At 70.7% G+C, this 13,359-nt stretch carries 11 protein-coding genes and 1 pseudogene; 8 read left to right on the top strand and 4 right to left on the bottom strand.

The genetic code is table 11. The annotated features are described in order from the left end of the window. The 3 genes from RIF93_RS13120 to alr all read left to right on the top strand — a co-directional run. Positions 1 to 980, top strand: a 980-nt coding sequence (locus RIF93_RS13120; protein WP_309091900.1) for a TonB-dependent receptor domain-containing protein, incomplete at its 5' end; no start/stop codon positions are given. A 170-nt stretch (positions 981 to 1,150) separates the two neighbouring features. Beyond that, positions 1,151 to 2,638: a replicative DNA helicase gene (locus tag RIF93_RS13115; RefSeq protein ID WP_309091899.1), complete on the top strand. Its 1,488-nt coding sequence runs from the start codon at positions 1,151 to 1,153 to the stop codon at positions 2,636 to 2,638. A gap of 1 nt (position 2,639) precedes the next feature. Next, the gene (alr, locus tag RIF93_RS13110) at positions 2,640 to 3,728 is read left to right on the top strand and encodes an alanine racemase (RefSeq protein WP_309091898.1); all 1,089 of its coding nucleotides are present in this window, start codon (positions 2,640 to 2,642) and stop codon (positions 3,726 to 3,728) included. A 385-nt stretch (positions 3,729 to 4,113) separates the two neighbouring features. On the opposite strand, the gene RIF93_RS13105 is transcribed toward alr, so the two are convergent. Further along, complete coding sequence (locus tag RIF93_RS13105; RefSeq protein WP_309091897.1) at positions 4,114 to 4,710, bottom strand: Yip1 family protein; 597 nt, start codon at positions 4,708 to 4,710, stop codon at positions 4,114 to 4,116. A 109-nt stretch (positions 4,711 to 4,819) separates the two neighbouring features. Between RIF93_RS13105 and radA the strand changes: the two genes are divergently transcribed. Genes radA through RIF93_RS13080 form a run of 5 tightly spaced genes read left to right on the top strand, consistent with a single transcriptional unit; the run spans position 4,820 to position 10,056 of the window. Beyond that, positions 4,820 to 6,190 carry a DNA repair protein RadA gene (gene radA, locus RIF93_RS13100; protein ID WP_309091896.1) on the top strand — a complete coding sequence of 457 codons (1,371 nt, stop codon included), beginning with the start codon at positions 4,820 to 4,822 and terminating at the stop codon, positions 6,188 to 6,190. Between the two features lie 4 nt (positions 6,191 to 6,194). Then, the gene (locus tag RIF93_RS13095) at positions 6,195 to 6,809 is read left to right on the top strand and encodes a CvpA family protein (RefSeq protein WP_309091895.1); all 615 of its coding nucleotides are present in this window, start codon (positions 6,195 to 6,197) and stop codon (positions 6,807 to 6,809) included. A 2-nt stretch (positions 6,810 to 6,811) separates the two neighbouring features. Next, positions 6,812 to 8,311: an amidophosphoribosyltransferase gene (gene purF, locus RIF93_RS13090; RefSeq protein WP_309091901.1), complete on the top strand. Its 1,500-nt coding sequence runs from the start codon at positions 6,812 to 6,814 to the stop codon at positions 8,309 to 8,311. Beyond that, positions 8,308 to 9,297 (top strand): bile acid:sodium symporter family protein, encoded by a 990-nt coding sequence (locus RIF93_RS13085; RefSeq protein WP_309091894.1) that lies wholly within the window; start codon positions 8,308 to 8,310, stop codon positions 9,295 to 9,297. The genes purF and RIF93_RS13085 overlap by 4 nt, the downstream gene beginning before the upstream one ends. A 12-nt stretch (positions 9,298 to 9,309) precedes the next feature. Then, a complete protein-coding gene (locus tag RIF93_RS13080; protein WP_309091893.1) occupies positions 9,310 to 10,056 on the top strand; it encodes an SDR family NAD(P)-dependent oxidoreductase in 747 nt (248 codons plus the stop codon). Here the strand turns inward: RIF93_RS13080 and der are convergent. From der to RIF93_RS13065, 3 genes and pseudogenes are all read right to left on the bottom strand, one after another. Further along, positions 10,004 to 11,596: a ribosome biogenesis GTPase Der gene (gene der, locus RIF93_RS13075; RefSeq protein ID WP_309091892.1), complete on the bottom strand. Its 1,593-nt coding sequence runs from the start codon at positions 11,594 to 11,596 to the stop codon at positions 10,004 to 10,006. The two genes, RIF93_RS13080 and der, sit on opposite strands and share 53 nt — an antisense overlap. A gap of 21 nt (positions 11,597 to 11,617) precedes the next feature. Next, entirely contained in the window at positions 11,618 to 13,006 is a 1,389-nt protein-coding gene (locus RIF93_RS13070; RefSeq protein WP_309091891.1) for a PQQ-binding-like beta-propeller repeat protein, read from the bottom strand. Beyond that, positions 13,003 to 13,359 (bottom strand): annotated as a pseudogene (locus tag RIF93_RS13065) (hypothetical protein); the annotation flags it as partial. The pseudogene RIF93_RS13065 and the gene RIF93_RS13070, both read right to left, overlap by 4 nt.

Below are 13,359 nucleotides of genomic sequence, written 5' to 3'. Positions count from 1 at the left end.
CCGACTTCGGGTCTGAAGTGACCGGCAAGCTCGCCGCGCGCTACGACTTCACCGACGCGCTGGCCCTGCGCGGCGCCATCTCCACGGGCGTGAAGGCCCCGGCCCTGCAGCAGCAGTTCTTCACCTACACCTCGACCAACAACACCCTGGTGGGCACCAGCTTCCAGCTGATCGAGGTCGGCACCTTCCCGTCCACCAGCCCCGTCGGCCGGGCGCTGGGCGGCCAGCCGCTCGAGCCGGAAGAGTCGGTCAACTACTCGCTGGGCCTGGTCTTCCAGCAGGGTCCCTTCGAGCTGACCATCGACGCCTACCGGATCGAGATCGACAACCGCATCGTGCTCTCGGAGGACCTGCCGAACACCAACACCCCGGCGGCGACGGCGACCCAGATCGCCGACCTGCTGCGGCCCTTCGGCGTCAGCCGCGCCCGCTTCTTCATCAACGGCGTGGACACCACGACCAAGGGCGTCGACATCGTGGCTCGCTACCGCTTCGACATCGGCGAAGGCCGGCTGGACCTGACCGCGGCGGCCAACTTCAACGACACCAAGGTCACCCGCACGCCCGACCTGCCCACCCTCACCAACCTGGCCGAACCGCCCTTCCTGTTCGACCGCGGCAACCGCCTGACGTTCGAGGAAGGCACGCCCGAGGTGAAGGTGGTCCTGCAGGGCGACTACGAGCAGGGTCCCTGGGGCGCCACGGCCAAGCTGACGCACTACGACAGCGTGCTGGTCCCCAACAACAACCCCTCGTTCGACTACGAGACGGGCGAAGCCGCCCTGTTCGACCTCGAGGTGCGCTACGCCTTCCCGATGGGCGTCCGGGCCGCGCTCGGGGCCAACAACCTGTTCGACAAGTACCCGAACGTCACGCCGGGCACGATCAACAGCCCGACGGGTTCGATCGGCTTCCCCAGCTACTCGCCGTTCGGCTTCAACGGCCGCTTCCTCTACGGCCGCCTGAGCGTCAACTGGTAGCATCCCGAGGCTGGAAGGCCTTCACGACGGCGGCGCGGGGTCCTTGGATCCCGCGCCGTTTTCATACGGCCAAGCTTCCATCCACAGGTTCAGAAAAGTTCTGGGGACGATTGGTCGCCGCGACACGTGGCGCCCGTGATCCGCCGCAAAGGGCCCGCTATCGAAGGGCCATGGCGATCGTACCGGCTCTCGACCTCCGTCCCGTCTCGAACGACGTGACGATCAATCATGCTCCGGCCAACATCGAGGCGGAACAGGCGCTGCTGGGCGCGTTGCTGTTCGACAACGCCGCCTTCGAGCGCCTGGGCGACAACCTCCAGGCCCGGCACTTCTTCGAACCCTTCCACCAGCGCCTGTTCCAGGCCATCGAGACCCACATCCGCAAGGGTCAGCTGGCCGAGCCCATCCTGCTGGCCGAGCAGTTCGCCCGCGACCCCGCGTTCGAGGAGTTGGGCGGCGTCCGCTACCTGGCCGACCTGGTCGACCGCGCGCCGCCGGCGGCCAACGCCCCCGACTACGCCCGCGCCGTCTACGACCTGGCGCTGCGCCGCGACCTGATCCGCATCGGCGGCGAGATCGCCGCCACGGCCCAGCAGGGCGACGCCGAGCTCGACGCCCAGGAGCAGATCGAGAAGGCCGAACAGGAGCTCTACCAGCTGGCCGAGAGCGGGGGCGTCTCGCAGGGTTTCGTGCCGTTCGCCGACGCCATCCAGGGCGCCATCGCCATGGCCGCCGAGGCCCACAGCCGCGACGGCGGGCTGGCCGGCCTCTCCACCGGCCTTGTCGACCTCGACTCCAAGATCGGCGGCCTGCACCCGTCCGACCTGGTGATCCTCGCCGCCCGCCCCTCGATGGGTAAGACCTCGCTGGCCTGTAACATCGCCTTCGACGTCGCGCGCAACTACGCCTACGAGCCGCAGCCCGACGGCTCGAAGAAGACCGTCCGCGGCGGCGTCGTGGCCTTCTTCTCGCTGGAAATGAGCGCCGAACAGCTCGCGCTGCGCCTGCTGGCCGAGGCGTCCGGCGTTTCGGGCGACCGGCTGCGGAAGGGCGAGATCGACGCCATGGAGTTCGGCCGCCTGCGCGACGCGGCCCTCGAGATCCAGGAAGCGCCGCTCTACATCGACGCCACCGGCGGCATCACTCTGGCCAAGCTCACCGCCCGCGCCCGGCGGCTGAAGCGGATGATGGGCCTCGACCTGATCATCGTCGACTACCTCCAGCTGGTCACGACCGGCGCCGGCGGCCCGGACAACCGGGTGCAGGAGGTCTCGATGATCACCCAGGGTCTGAAGGCGCTGGCCAAGGAGCTCTCGGTCCCGGTCATCGCCCTCTCCCAGCTCAGCCGTCAGGTCGAGAACCGCGAGGACAAGAAGCCCCAGCTCTCCGACCTGCGGGAATCCGGCTCGATCGAGCAGGACGCCGACATGGTGATGTTCGTGTACCGCGAAGAGTACTATCTCAGCCGCCTGGAGCCCCAGCCGAACACGCCGGAGCACTTCGAGTGGCAGGAGAAGATGGACAAGGTCGCGGGCCTCGCCGAGATCATCATCGGCAAGCAGCGTCACGGTCCCATCGGCACCGTGCGCCTGTCGTTCAACTCCGACACCACGAAGTTCGGCAACCTGGCCCAGCCCGGCCGCTACGATCCGCACTAAGGTGCCCCAGGCTCCCCGGGCTCGCCTGACCGTCGACCTCGACGCGCTCGCCCACAACCACGCCGTCCTGAAGGCCGAGGCCCAAGGCGCCGAAGTCGCGCCGGTCGTGAAGTCCGACGGCTACGGCCTGGGCGCGGGCCCGGTCGCGCGCCGCCTGCACGCCGAAGGCGCCCGCAGCTTCTTCGTCGCCCGCCTGGACGAGGGCGAGACCCTGCGCGCTGAACTGGCCGATCGCGAAGCCCAGATCTACGTCCTGGATGGGCCGGCCGCCGGAACCCTCCCCCGCTTCGCCGCCGCGCGCCTCACGCCCGTCCTGACCTCCCTGCCCCAGGTGGCCGCCGCGTCGGCCTGGGCGGTCGCGCACGGCGGGCTGGAGGTCATGCTCCATGTCGACACGGGCATGAACCGCCAGGGGCTGGCTCCCGACGAGGCTCGGGCGCTCGCCCAGGCGACCGACCGCCTGCGCGGCCTGGATGTGGCCGTGGTGATGAGCCACCTGGGCTCGGCGGCCGATCCAGCCGACCCGCGCAGCGCCGCGCAGCTCGAGGCTTTCCGAGCCGTGCGGTCGCTGTTCGCCGAGGCGCGCGCCAGCCTGTGCGCCTCGGCCGGCGTCTTCCTGGGCGCCGACTACCGCTTCGACATGGTGAGGCCGGGCGTCAGCCTCTACGGCGGCGGGCCGTTCGACCGGCCCGACCCGCGGATAAGGGCCGTCGCCACCCTCACGGCTCCCATCCTCGACATCCGCAACCTGCGGCCGGGCGACCGCCTTGCCTATGGCCGCCAATACACCGCGGACCGGCCGATCCGGGCCGCCATCGTGGCCGCGGGCTACACCGACGGCGTCATCCGCGCCGCAAACGCGGGCGGGTATGCCTGGGCGGGCGGCGCCCGCCGGCCTCTGCTCGCCGTGACCATGGACGTGCTCGCGATCGATGTCGGCGACGCCGCCATCGCCGTGGGAGACACCGTCGAGCTCCTCGGCCCGAACGCCCTTGTCGACGACCAGGCCGCCGCCGCCGGCACTGTCGCCCACGAGGTGCTCGTCCGCCTCAGCCGCCGCGCCGACCGCATCTACCTCGGCGAACGGTAGCGCCTGTCAGGCCGGCGTCGGAAATCGAGCGCATCATCAAACGCCTCGACCTCGAGCCCGAGCCCTACCCGCACCAGCGGGCCGGCGAGCCGCCGCCCCACGACACCACCTGAACCCGCCTTCTCCCCTTGCGGGAGAAGGTGGCCTGCGCAGCAGGCCGGATGAGGGGTCTCTCAGCACCCAGCCACAGACACGACCAACGGCCGCCGGGCATGTCCGGCGCGCGTCCCCTCATCCGTGTCGGCCGGAGCCTGTCCTTGGGCTGCCTGCGGGCGGTCCCCATGGGGCCGCCACCTTCTCCCGCCAGGGGAGGCCGCCACCTTCTCCCGCCAGGGGAGAAGGTCAACGACGCGCGCCCGTCGTCCTTGTCGGCCAAAGCCCCGCCTCAGACCAGCGGCCCGCCCAGTTCGGCCGCCTTGGCGACCGCCACCGCCTGCAGCACGCCCAGCACCATCACCCCCAGCAGCACCGCGGCGAAGTAGGTCAGCGTGTTCTCCGGCTCCGATCGCATCAGCTTCGGCAACCCGAGATACAGCGTCCAGCCGCTGTACAGCCCCGCCAGTAGGCCAAGGGGCAGCGCCAGGTTCGGATAGAGATGCGTGATCCCCGCCACCCAGACCGCCGTCCCCGAATAGACCACCAGCTTCAGGGCCTGCTCGCTGTCGGCCAGGCCGCCGAAGGCCGGCGCCAGCACCCTCACCCAGGCCGCCGACAGCCATACGAAGACGAAGGTCAGGACATAGCCCGTCACCGCCTCCAGCAGCACGCCCAGGAAGCTCAATTGGATCGCTACCTCGGCGAAGCGCATGCCGAACACCAGCGTGCCCAGCGCCCCGCACACCGCCGGGATCGCCGCCAGCGGGGCCACGTAGCGCAGCAGGAGTTCAGGGGTCTCGCCGGGCTCAGGCGCGATCTCGTCCCAGACCCGGCCGGGTCTCGCGATCATCGCGCCGGCCCTGGCGGCCAGCCTGCCCCAATCCATCCAGCCCTCCGGTCCAGTCCCCGCTCATGGGTAGCACAGGCGACCGCGTCGCACAGACCCCGGCGCATCCGTCGGCTAGACTTTCCCCTTACCGAATCAGGAGCTTCCCTTGGCCCGTGACGGCGCTGTCTATGCCTGCCAGTCCTGCGGCGCCGTCCAGACACGCTGGTCGGGCCAATGCCCCGCCTGCGGCGCCTGGAACACCCTCGTCGAGGAGCTGACCAGCCGCCCGCCCGGCGCGCTGAAGCCTACGTCCAAGATCGCCCGCGCGCGCGGCCTCGCCTTCTCCGGCCTTGAGGACGCGACGCCCGCTCCGCCCCGCCTGATCACGGGGGTCGACGAGTTCGACCGCGTCTGCGGCGGCGGCGTGGTGCCGGGCTCGGCCATCCTGCTGGGCGGCGACCCCGGCGTCGGCAAGTCCACCCTGCTCCTGCAGGTCGCCGCCAGCGCCGCGCGCCGCGGCGTCCGCTGCGCCTACATCTCGGGCGAGGAAGCTGTCGAGCAGGTCCGCGGCCGCGCCCAGCGCATGGGTCTGGCCGACGCCCCGGTGAAGCTCGCCGCCGAGACCAGCCTGCGGGCCATCGTCGATGGACTGAAGGCCGAGGAGTTCGACCTGGTCGTCATCGACTCCATCCAGACCATGTGGAGCGACGCCCACGAGGCGGGCCCCGGTTCGGTGACCCAGGTCCGCGCCGCCGCCGGCGAGCTGGTCCGCCTGGCCAAGAAGCGCAAGGTCGCCGTCGTCCTTGTGGGTCACGTCACCAAGGAAGGAACCATCGCCGGTCCCCGCGTGGTCGAGCACATGGTCGACGCCGTCTTCGCCTTCGAGGGCGAACGCGGCTATCCGTTCCGCATCCTGCGCGGCGCCAAGAACCGCTTCGGGGCCACCGACGAGATCGGCGTCTTCGAGATGAACGACACGGGCCTCGCCGAGGTGAAGAACCCGTCGGCCCTGTTCCTCAACACCTCGGGGGCGCGGGCGGCCGGCGCGGCGGTGTTCGCCGGCATAGAGGGTTCGCGCCCCGTGCTGGTCGAGATCCAGGCCCTCGTCGCCCCCTCGGCCTACGGCACTCCGCGCCGCGCGGTCGTCGGCTGGGACTCCGGGCGTCTTGCCATGGTGCTCGCCGTGCTCGAAGCCCGCTGCGGCCTTGGTTTCGGCGACCGGGATGTCTATCTGAACGTCGCCGGCGGGCTCCGCATCACCGAGCCCGCCGCCGACCTCGCCGCCGCCGCGGCGCTCGCCTCCTCCGCCTTCGACGAGGCCTTGCCGCAGGACTGCGTGGTCTTCGGCGAGATCAGCCTGTCGGGCGAGGTGCGGTCGGTCAGCCGGATGGACGCCCGCCTGAAGGAAGCCGCCAAGCTCGGCTTCCGTCGCGCTCTGGGTCCGGCCGACGTCGAACCGTCCGGCGGGATGAAATTCACCGGCGCGAGCCGGCTGGCGGACGCCGTCCGCCGGATCAGCGAGGCGTCATGGGACTAGGCCAATGGGGATAGGACTGACCCAGTTCGACCTGATCGTCCTGACCCTGCTCCTGATCTCAGGCGCGGTGGGTTTTGCGCGCGGCGCCGTGCGCGAGGTCGCTGCGCTGGTGGCGCTGATCGTCGCCGTCCTGGTGGCCATCTTCGGCCTGCCCGTCTCGGCGCCGCTCGTCCGGGAGGTCGTGCGGCCTGACTGGCTTGGGACGGTGGCGGCGCTGGTCCTGGTGTTCGGCGTCACCTATCTGGTCCTGCGTCTGATCGGCGCAGGCCTTGCGCGGAAGGTCCAGCGCACCGACGTCCTGGGCGCGCTCGATCGTTCGGTCGGCCTGCTGATCGGGCTCGGGCGCGGACTCCTGGTGTTGGGCGCGCTTTACCTGATGTTCGAGGCGGCCACGCCCCAGGACCTCCGGCCGCGTTGGATCACCGAGGCCAAGACCTGGCCGCTGGCCAACGAGATGGGCGATTTGCTGACGGGGCTTGCGCCCCGCGGTCTGGACCTCGCCGAACGGCTGGGGCCCGCCTTCGACAACGCCGTTCGCGACGGGTCAGGTGACAGACGCGTGACGGACGGGTACGACGCGCCGCGAACCGGCGAGGACGATCTGGAGAGGTCTCGATGACCATGTCGCCCAAGGCTATGGCGTTCGATCGCTGGTCGCCGCCGCCCCGGGATCCCGACGACGACACCCCCCGCCTCGAGTGCGGCGTGTTCGGCGTCTTCGATACCGAGGCCGCCGCGGCCATCGCCGCCCTCGGCCTACACGCCCTCCAGCATCGCGGCCAGGAAGCCTGCGGCATCGCCTGCTTCGACGGCCAGCGCTTCCATACCGAACGCCACATGGGCCACGTGGGCGACGCCTTCGGCGGCGGCGACCTCACCGAACGCCTCCCCGGCCATTCCGCCATCGGCCACACCCGCTACTCCACGGCCGGCGGCAGCTTCATCCGCAACGTCCAGCCGATGTTCGCCGACCTCGAGGCGGGCGGCATCGCACTCGCCCACAACGGCAACCTGACCAACTTCCTGACGCTGCGCGAACAGCTGGTCTCCGAAGGCGCGATCTTCCAGTCGACCTCGGACTCCGAGGTCATCCTCCACCTCATCGCGCGCTCGCGGAAGCCGAAGTTCCTCGAGCGCTTCATGGACGCGCTGCAGCAGATCGAGGGCGGCTACGCCCTGGTGGCGCTGACCAACAAGAAGCTCATCGGCGCCCGCGACCCGCTGGGCATCCGTCCGCTCGTGCTGGGCGACCTGGACGGCAAGGCGGTCCTGGCCTCCGAGACCTGCGCCCTCGACATGGTCGGCGCGACGTTCGTCCGCGACATCGAGCACGGCGAGGTCGTTGTGATCGACCAGGGCGGCATCCGCAGCTTCAAGCCGTTCCCGGCCCAGCGCGCCCGCCCCTGCATCTTCGAATACGTCTACTTCGCCCGCCCCGACTCGGTCGTGAACGGCCGCTCGGTCTACGAAGTCCGCAAGCGCATGGGCCGCCGCCTGGCGCAGGAGACGCCGGCCGACGTCGACGTGGTCGTGCCCGTGCCGGACTCGGGCGTCCCCGCCGCCCTCGGCTACGCCCAGGAGGCCGGCCTGCCTTTCGAGATGGGCATCATCCGCAACCACTACGTGGGCCGCACCTTCATCCAGCCCACCCAGGGCCAGCGCGAACTCGGCGTGCGCATGAAGCTCTCGCCGAACCGCTCGGTGCTCGCCGGCAAGCGCGTGCTGCTGGTGGACGACAGCATCGTCCGCGGCACCAACTCGGTCCGCGTCGTGCGCATGGTGCGAGAGGCCGGCGCGGCGGAAGTCCACCTGCGCTCGGCTTCGCCGCCGATCCAATGGCCGGACTACTACGGCATCGACATGCCCGACCGCGAGAAGCTGCTGGCCGCCAACCACTCGGTGGAAGAGATCGCCAAGCTGCTCGACGTCGACTCCATGGGCTATCTCTCGGTCGACGGCCTCTACTGGGCCATGGACGCCGAGAAGCGCGACCCGGCCAACCCGCAGTTCACCGACCACTACTTCACCGGCGACTATCCCACGCGCCTCCTGGACCGTGAGATCGCCGAGGGCCGCAATCAGGCGGTCGAGCGCCAGCTGTCCTTCCTGGTCGACGCGTGATCCCGCGGAAGCCGGGCTTCCGCTTCAAGCCCGACTGGTACCTGATCCTCATCATCCTGATGGGGATCGCCGCAACCGTCGCCCCCGTCCGCGGCCAGGCGGCCGTGACGGCGGACGGCGTCACGGCCGCGGCGATCGCCCTCGTCTTCTTCCTGCACGGCGCGCGTCTGTCGCGCGAGGCGGTGATCCGCGGCCTCACGCACTGGCGGCTTCACCTCGTGGTCCTGGCCGCCACCTTCGCCGCCTTCCCGCTGCTGACCCTGTGCCTCGCCGCCCTGCCCCCCTGGATCACACCGCCGGAGCTGGCGGTGGGCCTCGTCTTCCTGGGCTGCCTGCCGTCCACCATCCAGTCGTCGATCGGCTTCACCGCCATCGCCCGCGGCAACGTCGCCGCAGCGGTGGCCGCAGCATCGGCGTCCAACTTGCTGGGCATCGCGCTGACGCCCGTCCTCGTCAGCCTGCTCCTCAAGGCTCAGGGTGCGATGGACGCCTCTTCGGTCCAGGCCATCGTCCTGCAGCTCCTGGTCCCCTTCGTCGCCGGCCAGGCGCTGCGCCGCTGGGTGGGGCCGTGGATCTCCGCCCGCGCCAAGGTGCTGGGCTGGGTGGATCGCGGCGCCATCCTCCTTGTGGTCTACACGGCCTTCTCCGACGCCGTCGTCGAAGGCGTCTGGAGCCGGCTGGGCGCACTGGACCTCGTCCGCCTCCTCATCCTCTGCACGGTCCTGCTGGCGGCCATCCTGCTCGTGACCGTCGCCGCCGCCCGCCTGTTCGGCTTCGACAAGGCCGACGAGATCGCCGTGGTCTTCTGCGGCTCCAAGAAGTCGCTGGCCAGCGGCGCGCCGATGGCCGCGGCCCTGCTTCCGGGCGCGGCGGCCGGCGTCGCCATGATACCGCTCCTGGTCTTCCACCAGATCCAGCTCATGGCCTGCGCCGCCATCGCCCAGAGGTACGCCGCACGCCCTGACAAGCCCGGCGATCCCGGCTAGAGAGGCGCCCTCATGTCCGACCTGCCCCTTTCCGACCGCATCGCCCTCGTCACCGGCGCCAGCCGCGGCATCGGCCGCGCCGCCGCCCTCGCCCTCGCCGCCGCCGGCGCCCAGGTCGTCGCGGTCGCCCGTACGCCCGGCGGCCTCGAGGACCTCGACGACGACATCCGCAAGGCCACAGGCCGCTCCGCCACCTTGGTCCCCATGGACATCGCCGAAGACGGCGCCCTCGACCAGCTGGGCCTCGCCATCCATCAGCGCTACGGCCGCCTCGACGTCCTGGTCCACGCCGCGGCGATCCTCGGCCCGATGACGCCGGTCGCTCACATCGAGCCCAAGCACTGGGACCGGGTGATGGCCGTAAACCTGACGGCCTCGTACCGCCTGATCCGCAGCGTCGAGCCGCTGCTGCGCGCCTCGGACCGGCCGCGGGCGATCTTCCTGACCACGGGCCGCGTCGCCCGCCCCAAGGCCTTCTGGGGCCCCTATGGCGCGTCCAAGGCGGCGCTCGAGAACCTTGTCCGCGCCTGGGCCGACGAACTCGAGAACACGAAGATCCGCGCCGCCCTGCTCGATCCCGGCGGCATGCGCACCAAGATGCGCGCCGAGGCCTTCCCCGGCGAGGACCCGATGGAGTTGCCCGATCCGTCCGAGATCGGCCCGCTGATCGTCGAGCTCGCCCAGGCCGAGCTCGGCCTGCCGACCGCTAACGTGGTCTTTTCGGACTGGAAGACGGCCGGGAAGCTCGCTTCGGCTTGACGCCGGGCCGCAGCAGCTTGGCCGCCCGCCCGCGCGGATTGCCCGCCTTCGGCTTGACCTTCTTCGGCTTTCCCGCAGCCTTCGGCTTCTCCGCCGCGCCTTCGGCCGCCCGGGCCGCAGCCGCGCGCCGGATGTTGGCGGCGCGCCCCGTCTTGCCCTCGGCGGGCTTGTCCCGCGTGAGGCCCGAGCCGCTCTTCTCCTCGCCCTCGGCGAAGGGGTTCTTGTTCGACTTCACCGTCAGCCGGATCGGCACGCCCGGCAGGTCGAAGCTCTCGCGCAGCGAATTGACCAGATAGCGCCGGTAGTGATCCGGCAGCTGGTCGGCCCGGCTCGCGAACATCACGAACGTCGGCGGCCGGGCCTTGGTCTGAGCCATGTACTTCGGCTTCACCCGGCGGCCACCAACGGCGGGCGGCGGGTGCCGTTCGACCGCCATCTTCAGCCAGTCGTTCAGGTCGCGGGTCTTCACCTTCGTCGACCAGTCGGTGTGCGCCTTGAAGACCGCCGGCATCAGCCGGTCCAGGCCGCGGCCCGTCTCGGCCGACAGCGCGACGACGGGCGAGCCCTTCACCTGCGGCAACAGGCGATTGGTCTCCTCGATGATCTCGGCCAGCTTCGCCTGCTGGTCCTCAACGAGGTCCCACTTGGCCAGCACGAAGACCAGCGCCCGCCCCTCGCGCTCAACGAGGTCGGCGATCTGCAGGTCCTGGATCTCCAGCGGATGCGTGGCGTCCATCACCAGCAGCACCACCTCGGCGAAGGTGATCGCCCGGATGGTGTCTTGGGTGGACAGCTTCTCCAGCTTCTCCTGGACCTTCGCCTTGCGCCGCAGGCCCGCCGTGTCCACCAGCCGGATGCGCCGGCCGTCCCACTCCCAGTCGACGGGGATGGCGTCGCGGGTGATCCCAGCTTCGGGCCCCGTCAGCAGACGATCCTCGCCGATCAGGCGGTTCACCAGCGTCGACTTGCCGGCGTTCGGCCGCCCGACGATGGCGATGCGCACCGGCTTGTCCGGATCCACCGCCTCGTCGTCTTCGTCCTCGTCTTCGGACCAGACGGCGGCGATGGCGGCGTAGAGGTCGGCCATGCCTTCGCCGTGCTCGGCCGAGATCGGCACCGGTTCGCCCAGGCCCAGGCCCCAGGCGTCCAGCGTGCCCGCCTCGCCCTGACGCCCCTCGGCCTTGTTGGCCGCCAGGATGACCGGCTTGTCCCGCTTGCGCAGGATCTCGGCGAAGATGCGGTCGGCTGGCGTCACACCCTCGCGGGAGTCGATCACGAACAGCGCCACGTCGCACTCGTCGACGGCGAGTTCGGTCTGCGCCCGCATCCGCGCCTCGAGGCTCTCGTCGGTGACGTCCTCGAAGCCGGCCGTATCGATCAGCTCGAGGTCCAGATCGCCGAGCCGCCCCTCGCCGAAGCGGCGGTCCCGGGTGACGCCCGGCCGATCGTCCACGATGGCGAGCTTGCGCCCCGCCAGCCGGTTGAACAGCGTGGACTTGCCCACATTCGGGCGGCCGACGATCGCGAGCTTCAACGGCATGTCGTCAGCCTAAACGTTCGCTCAGCGCAGCGCGACCAGCGTGGCTTCGTCGGTCACCACATAGATCGTGTCGCCCATGGCGATCGGCGAGAGCATGGAGGGGCCGCCCAGGTCGAGGCGGCGCTCCACCTCGCCGGTCTTGGCGTTCAGGATCGCGAGCTGGCCGGTCTGACCGGCGACGATCAGCTTGTTGTTGGTCAGCATCGGCCCGGACCAGATCGGCCGGTTCATCCGCTGGCCGCCGATCCCGAAGAAGCCGCCCTTGCGCTTGCCCTTGAAGCCCTCGTTGAGGTCCCGGATCCAATAGATCTGACCGGTCTCACGCGAGGCGCAGATCACTTCGCCTGCCTTGGAGACCACATAGACCACGTCGCCAGCCGGCAGGGGCGTGGTGACGCCGACGACGGGCAGGCTCCAGCGGGCTTGCCCCGTGCGCAGGTCGATCGCCGCGAACACGCCCGAGTGGCTGACGGCGAAGACGTCGCCCTGATAGATCACCGGCCGGCCTGGGATGTCGCGGATCTCGGACAGGGCGCTGGTGCGGCTGGCGCGCGACAGGGCCTCGTTCCACAGGTCGTTGCCGTTCACCGCCCGCAACGCCACCAGCTCACCCGAGCCGAAGGCCGCGACGACGGTGTCACCTGAGACGGCCGGGCTCGAAGCGCTGAGGATCCGAGCGGACTCCGCCAGCGCCTGATAGGTCCAGCTCGGCGTGCCCGTCGCGGCGTCGAAGGTCAGCAGGGTGTTGTCCAGGGCGATGACCATCACGCGGCCTGCGGCCACGGTGGGCGCCCCGTGCACGGCCTCGCCCGTACGGGTCCGCCAGCCAATCGCGCCGGTGTTGGCGTCGATCTGCAGGACCTGACGCCAGCCCGACGAGACGTAGAGCTTGCCGTCGGCGTAAGCCAGGCCACCGCCGAACGCGAGGCGGTCGCGCTTGTTGTCGCCGGGGTTGGTGCCGGTGCGCCAGAGCTGGGCCCCAGTGCGAGCGTCGTGCGCGGCGACCCGACCTTCGGCGTCCATGACGAACACCTTGCCGTCAGCGGCCACGGGCGGGGCTGTCACATATCGGCCGCGCTGCGAGCCTTCGCCAAAGCCGCGCCGCCAGGCGATCGACAGGTTCGGCGCAGCATCCACATGGTCCACCGATTGCTCGGGCGTGCCGCCCGGCAGCGGCCAGGACGCCACCGTCTGCGGGGTGGGCAGCGAGAAGTCGACGCCCTTCAGCGCCTCGGCCGGCTCCAGGCGCTGATCGGCCGGGACGATGGAGATGCGCTCGCCCTCGCCCGCGGTTTCGGCCGGCCCGTCGTTCCGGTCGAAGGGATTGAGGCGGCCCAGCGTCGAGCAGCCGCTCGCGCCCAGCGCGGCGATCAGGCAGGCGGCCAGGAGGATATTGCGGCGCGACGTCATTGCGGTCCGTTGGCTTGCGGTTGCGGCTGCGCCGGGCCCTGCGGGCCGATCACGGCGCCGGGCGGCACGATCATGGGGGGCGGCATGGCCGCGGCGGACTTCACGATGCCGGGCAGCGCCTTGGCCGAACCGGAGTCGACCAAGCCGACCGCCGCCTGGGCGCGCGCGCGGACGCCGTCAGGCGCATCCAGGCTCTGCTGCAGCACGACGAAATCGCCGCGGGCGCCGGCGGTGTCGCCGGCCATCAACTTCGCGAAGGCAAGCGCCTCCCGGGCCTGAACCCGGTACGGGCGGCCTTCCTTCATCAGCGGCGTCAAACGCGCCTCCACGTCCTTGTACGGAGCCGTGTCGAG

Origin of the sequence: Phenylobacterium sp., from assembly GCF_031181185.1 — a bacterium.
Classification (GTDB): Bacteria; Pseudomonadota; Alphaproteobacteria; order Caulobacterales; family Caulobacteraceae; genus Phenylobacterium.
The sequence above is the reverse complement of the archived record's forward strand: the minus strand, read 5'-3'. Positions and strand labels throughout refer to the sequence as shown.